Source organism: Kitasatospora sp. NPDC059973, assembly GCF_042737525.1.
Classification (GTDB): domain Bacteria; phylum Actinomycetota; class Actinomycetes; order Streptomycetales; family Streptomycetaceae; genus Kitasatospora.
Genome location: NZ_JBHWUI010000284.1, coordinates 1 through 5,910, shown reverse-complemented (window position 1 = coordinate 5,910; position 5,910 = coordinate 1). Strand labels below are relative to the sequence as shown.

The 5,910-nt window shown below is 66.1% G+C and carries 4 protein-coding genes; 3 read left to right on the top strand and 1 reads right to left on the bottom strand.

The window, feature by feature from the left end; translation table 11 throughout:
* Positions 1–147: 147 nt before the first annotated feature.
* Together ACFWA9_RS37735 and ACFWA9_RS37730 are read left to right on the top strand one after the other, a co-directional pair.
* Positions 148–375 (top strand): hypothetical protein, encoded by a 228-nt coding sequence (locus ACFWA9_RS37735; protein WP_380393847.1) that lies wholly within the window; start codon positions 148–150, stop codon positions 373–375.
* 71 nt (positions 376–446) lie between these two features.
* Positions 447–1,115 (top strand): hypothetical protein, encoded by a 669-nt coding sequence (locus ACFWA9_RS37730; protein ID WP_380393844.1) that lies wholly within the window; start codon positions 447–449, stop codon positions 1,113–1,115.
* 666 nt (positions 1,116–1,781) lie between these two features.
* Here the strand turns inward: ACFWA9_RS37730 and ACFWA9_RS37725 are convergent.
* Complete coding sequence (locus ACFWA9_RS37725) at positions 1,782–3,569, bottom strand: AIPR family protein (protein WP_380393841.1); 1,788 nt, start codon at positions 3,567–3,569, stop codon at positions 1,782–1,784.
* A gap of 777 nt (positions 3,570–4,346) precedes the next feature.
* Between ACFWA9_RS37725 and ACFWA9_RS37720 the strand changes: the two genes are divergently transcribed.
* Positions 4,347–5,828: an MFS transporter gene (locus ACFWA9_RS37720; RefSeq protein ID WP_380393839.1), complete on the top strand. Its 1,482-nt coding sequence runs from the start codon at positions 4,347–4,349 to the stop codon at positions 5,826–5,828.
* Positions 5,829–5,910 lie beyond the last annotated feature (82 nt).

Below are 5,910 nucleotides of genomic sequence, written 5' to 3'. Positions count from 1 at the left end.
GAAACCCCAGCCGAGCGCCTGCATAAACTGCTCGCGGCCTGAACAACCGACCACGTGTTGCAACGACCCTTAGAAACCGCCACGGGTGGCGGGCCTTCGTCGTTTCCCGGGAACCGGGCCACCCTGCCATCTGGCGAGCATGGTGACTTGTCCGGCATCCAAAGGGTCACCGTCACCCTCCCCGAGGAACTGCCGGAGGAGATCAGCGCGGACCGTGCCGAGCGCGGCCTGGAGAGGCTGTTGCCGGACCACGTCGTGGTGGCTGGAAGTCTGACCTTCCAGCCCTTCCCGGTTGCGGCCCTCACTCCGCTCAGCCACACGAACAGCGATCCGGTGTCGGGGCGGTCACGGATCAGCGAACATCCGGCCCGATGACCTGGGTCAGGGCTTCGATGTCGGCTACACCTGCTTCACCTCGATCCACCACCGAGGAGCGTGCCGTCCATATGGTCTCCACCCCAGTAGTCCTGACGAAGACGTCCCCCACCGTCTCCCTGGACAAGCACGGCGTAACGTCCGGCCTCATCCGGGTCAACCTGAACTGGACGTCGGCCCAGGCCGCCGCCCAGCAGAAAGCCGGAGAGGCGCGCGGCATCTTCCGGAGGATGCGGGGCCAGTGGCAGGCCGCGGCAGTCAAAGACGTGGACCTCGACCTCGGATGCATGATCAGGTTCAGCGATGGCCATAAGACCGTCGTCCAGGCACTGGGCAACTCGTTCGGCTCGGTGAACCACTTCCCTTACGTCGCACTCGACGCGGACGACCGGACCGGTTCGCTGGCCACCGGCGAGAACCTCGTGATCAACCTGGATCACCAGGCCGAGTTCTCGAAACTCCTCCTCTTCGTCTACATCTACGAGGGCTCGGGGGACTTCCGCGGCCTCGACGCGGTGGTGACACTCACCTCCGACCGAGGCGACCGGTTCGAGGTACGCCTCGACGAGTGCCCACCGCAGGCGCACGCGTGCGCGATCGCCCTGATCAAGCGACAGAAGGGCGAACTCGTCGTCGGGCGCGAGGTCAGGTGGTTCACTCCGAAAGACGGCCCGGGGATTCAGGACGTGATTTCCCGGGCGTACCGCCTCGGCATGAAGTGGACACCGGGCCGCAAGTAGAACGGCGGGCACCAGACCGGCTTCCGTTCCGCTCGGCTCGACGCACCCCGCTGTCCCAGTTATGACCCGATGCCGGGGCGGACGCCGCACTGCGCCAGTGCGGATCATGCAACCACCGTCATGCGCGCGATGGTGGTCCTACGGCGGTGAGACCGTGCGACAGTCGCTTCATCGTCTGCCATGCTGCACCGCCGTGGTCCCAGTTCTGGTCTCATTCGCCCCGGTCCAGCCGGGTCCAGCCCTCGACAACCATACGAACCCGGTCCTGCTGTACAGCAAGCATCGCAAGCACGTCACTGACCAACCAGACCACTGGCCCTGCATGGTCGCCGGAGGCGGTTCGCTTCTTCAGGAAGCTGGCCCACGATCAAGATGCCGTTGTCAGCACCTGGCCGTTCACGTTCGCAGGAGCGAATGCCTTCACGGACCGCAGCACCCCAACAGAGCGCTCGCAGCCGCGACCGCATCGGCCCGGGGCAGGCATGATATGCCTGCTCGGCCGGTCGTCATTCATCAGGATTCCGCATAAACCTGATGATTACGCGGTGACCGTTGCCGTTCTCGCCCGGCCCCCAACGCTAGAGCGCCACGTCACACTGGAGTACGAGTCCAATTTCTCCTAGCCAGCTCCAGCCCCGAGCGGCAGGCCAGATTCCTGCAGCTTCTTCACTTCTGTGCACTCCGGCCATCCACCGGGGGGGCCGACCTGTCAGAAGAGCTTCGACGGAGCCAAAATGACCGAAACCAAGTGCTTCGTGAAAGGTTGCCGCTTCGTGGCGTCCGACTTCGAAATGCGCGAGCCCTGGGTGTACTGTCCAGCTGTTCCTTGACGGTCGTCGAGGCATCCTCCAGTTCATTGTCGCCGAAGGTACGGTGAGCCTCAGCCATCTTCGCGATGTCCCCCCAGTGGGAAGGGTCCTTGTCCAGGGCTTTCATCACCAGCGCGAAAGCCACGAAGGGTGCGAGGTGCCTTCGCTCCGAGTACCGTGTCTGGGACCGTGACGACTGGAGATACTCGTCCACCTGCCGCAGGACGCTAGCCGCCCAGTAAAAGATGTTCGGGCCCGCCTTCGGGTCGAATGCCTGCCGGTAGCGGGCATCTTCAGCGAGGAGCGAATTCGGCTTCCCGCGGGCGACTTCCGGGCGACCGTAGGCGATGGCATACATAGCCTGACCCAGGTACGGAATGCTAATGATCTTTGCCGGGCCCTTCCCCAGGTTCCGGTAATAGCCCTTGCGACGGTCGTAAAAGAGTCCCTTGGCCCCGAAGTAGGCCTCGATTCTGCGCTGGATTTCGTCCGTCGCGCGCAGCGACGCATCCGGCACTGGGGTCTGGCGGTTGGTGGCGCGAATGATCTTGTCCCGGACAGCGTCGTCACTCACCTTGATAACACGCACGAGGATCTTCCGATCGTCAAGCTCCAGGGCTGCCTTGCCGGCTGCCCCGGCCTCCTTGATCCAATTGTGGAGCGTGTGCGAGGTCTGCAAGCCGTTGACAATCTGGATGTTCTTCAAGGCGAACGTTTTGCCCACGTTATGGGCCTCGTCACACACGATCGTCACGCCGTTGTTGAGCCACCAGAAGTCCGGGCCGGAGGAGTCCCGCAAGGAAGCGAGGATCTCCTTGTTGACGGCGACCTGGCCCTGATAGTCCCGCACATTGGCGTCGAACAGGTGGCGTCGAAGCCCCAAGCCCTCGTCAGAGATCAGCTTGATGAAGCTCGAAAGTCGAGCGAGCGCCACATATGACTCCCCACTGGTGAGCACCTCATCACACTCAAGTGTCAGCGTCTCAGCTTCGCGCGTGTCGTACATACGCCAGAGCTCTTCGGCACCCAACATGGCCACGTTCACCTCGGCCGAGGGCAGTTTGTGGAAGATCTCCTCGCGCAGTCGATCGGCCCGACTGGAGACGTTGGAATTGATCTCAGTCGATAGGCCGCGGGTGCCGACGATCACATTGACCTGCACTTTCGGTCGCTTGACCAGGAGGTGCTTGTAGGCCGATCGGAAGACGAACAGCTTCTCCCGCACTTGGTGGTTCAGTTCGTCCGACAATGAATCAAGGTCGGTGCCCAGGTCGAGGGCCGAGGGCAGAACTGACTGGAGGGCCGAGATGGTTGTCTGGGCGAAACTCTTCGAGAACTTCGACTGAATGACGAAGAGAGTGAGCTCTAGGCCCTCCGGGAGTTCCTTCGCCGCCTGCTGACTCTCCACCACCTGATGGTCAAGGGGGAGCACGCTGCCTTCCAACAGCGTGAAGATGGCGTCCACACCACCGTCGTTGGAGCCGTCGACGATTCCGTCACTGATCGCGTCGAGCGTCACTTCCTTCTCTCGGAGCAGTAGCCAGGACAGGAAGACCTCCCAGGCGTCGCTGTCTGACATGTGGCCGGCGTTTTGCTCCTTCCACTGCTCGTAGACGGTCGTGATCAACGTTTGCGCACCAGACATGAGGCGTCCTTGACTGCAGGGGCTGGTTGCTATCAGCATGCCGATCGTTGCATGGTGTTATGCCCCTTGGTCACCAACTTTGGAGATCCTCGTGCTCCAGCGCGATCCAGCGCTCCTGCACTTGAGCCGGATCAGAACGGAAGACGGCCACCACCTGATCACCTAGGTCGTGCGGACTCCTGATGAATCACGTGGTGGCTGCGAGGCACAGCATGGACGCCGCCCGAGCGCGGGCAATGTTCGACCAGGCCATCGCCCGGATCGCGAGCCGGTCCGAACGGGCGGGACCCAGCGAACGCCCGCTCGACGTAGCCCGAGTAGGCCTCAATTTTGGTCTCGTTCGCTCATTTCCGCCAGGGTTGAGCATTTGCTCCGCCATAGGTCAGTACCGGCGTGAACCCTGGTGGGCAGCGTTCGGGGAAATCGGAGAACGCGTTTGGGCAACCCCTCACGAGTTCGAATCTCGTATCCTCCGCCGGCAGAAGGTCCGGACCGCGGTGCGGTCCGGACCTTCGTCGTTCAATCGTGTCCCCTACCCCGCCGCGTCGCGGTCGGGGCCCTCGTCATGTCGCGGCTGCCGTCGTCCGCCGGTGGACCGTGGCGGGGACCGGTGGGCCGGCTCCAGAGATTGACCCATGGAACAGGTGGCTGAGTGCACCATATGAGCGGTCTCTGGGGGCCCTAGATTCGTTGGTGTGAGCAGCACGAGGCGCCCGGTGGTGTGGGTGGCGGCCGTGCTGTCGTTCTTCCGGCCCCTACTCGAAAGCAGGCTTCGCCATGCCTTCGTCCAGCCCCGCGCCCACGTCCGCGCGTCTCGGTCTCACGCTGGCGCTGCTCGCGTTCGCCCAGCTGATCATCTCGATCGACTACAACATCGTGTACGTCGCTCTGCCGGACATCGGCTCCTCGCTCGGCTTCTCGCCGCAGAGCCTGCAGTGGGTGATCAGCGGATACGCCGTCGCGTTCGGCGGGTTCCTGCTGCTCGGCGGGCGGGCGAGCGACCTGTTCGGGCCGCGCCGGATGTTCGCGCTCGGGCTCGCGCTGTACGCCGGGGCCTCCCTGCTCGGCGGGCTCGCGACCGGGCCCGGTCTGCTCGTCGCCGCGCGGGCGGTCCAGGGGGCCGGGGGCGCGTTCCTCTTCCCCGCCACGCTCACCCTGGTGTCCACGAGCTTCGCCGAAGGCCGGGACCGCAACCGGGCGTTCGCCGTCTGGGGCACCGCCGGCGGCAGCGGGATGATCCTCGGGTCGCTGCTCGGCGGCGTCCTGACGGAGTCGTTCGGCTGGGCCTCGGTGTTCTTCGTCAACGTTCCGCTGGCGGGCGCCGCCGCGCTGCTGGCCTTCGTGCTGATCGCTCCCGACCTGCCCCGCGCCGCCGGCCGCTCGTTCGACCTGGCCGGTGCGGCCGCCTCGACCGTCGGCAGTACCGCCCTGGTCTTCGCGCTCGTCCAGGGCCCGGAGGCCGGCTGGACCTCCGCGGTCGTGCTGACCGCCACGGCGGTGGGCGCCGCCCTGCTCGCGGCCTTCGTCGCGATCGAGCGCCGCAGTGCCGATCCGCTGCTGCCGCTGCGCCTGTTCGGCAACCGGAACCTGGCGACCGGCGCCCTGGTGACCTTCCTCTACATGGCGACCTTCGGCACCCTGCTGTACTTCCTCACCGTGTACTTCCAGACCGTGCACGGCTACGACGCGCTGAGCACCGGCCTCGCCTTCCTCGTCCCGATGGCCGCCATCGCCGGGGGGTCGCAGACCGCCGGGCGGCTGGCGACCCGGTTCGGCATCCGTCCCGTCCTCGTCGCGGCCCTGCTCCTCGGTGGTGCGGGTGCCGTGCTCGTCGGGGCCACCATGTCCACCGGCGGCTCGTACGGGGCGCTCGTCCCCGGGCTGGTCGTCCTGGGCCTCGGCCAGGGTGCCGGGTACACGCTGATGTTCGGCGCGGCCGCGCTCGGGGTCCCGGCGCGGGAGCAGGGCATCGCCTCGGGTGTCGCCTCCACGAGCCAGCAGGTCGGCGGGGCGGTCGGTCTCGCGCTCCTGGTGGCCGTCGCCAACTCCCCCGTCGCCGAGGGCCTTTCGGGCGACGCACTGCGCGCCGCCAGTGCCGAGGGGCTGCGTACCGCGGTGTACCTGGCAGCGGCCGGGATCGCGCTCACCGCGCTCGTGGCGCTGCGGCTGGAGAAGCCGGCGAAGGCACCGAAGGCAACCGGGGCGACCGGGGCGACCGGGGCAACGGCCACCGACCCGGCCCCCGTCGTGCACGTCTGACATCCGCAAGGGCACCACCTCCGACACCTCTGACGGACGCCCCGGTACGACGTCGCGCGGTGCCGCCCTCCCGGGGCGGCAC

Bases quoted from the DNA above. Each gene is read 5' to 3' on its own strand.
- ACFWA9_RS37730 (WP_380393844.1), top strand. From the start codon at position 447: ATGGTCTCCACCCCAGTAGTCCTGACGAAGACGTCCCCCACCGTCTCC.
- ACFWA9_RS37725 (WP_380393841.1), bottom strand. From the start codon at position 3,569: ATGTCTGGTGCGCAAACGTTGATCACGACCGTCTACGAGCAGTGGAAG.
- ACFWA9_RS37720 (WP_380393839.1), top strand. From the start codon at position 4,347: ATGCCTTCGTCCAGCCCCGCGCCCACGTCCGCGCGTCTCGGTCTCACG.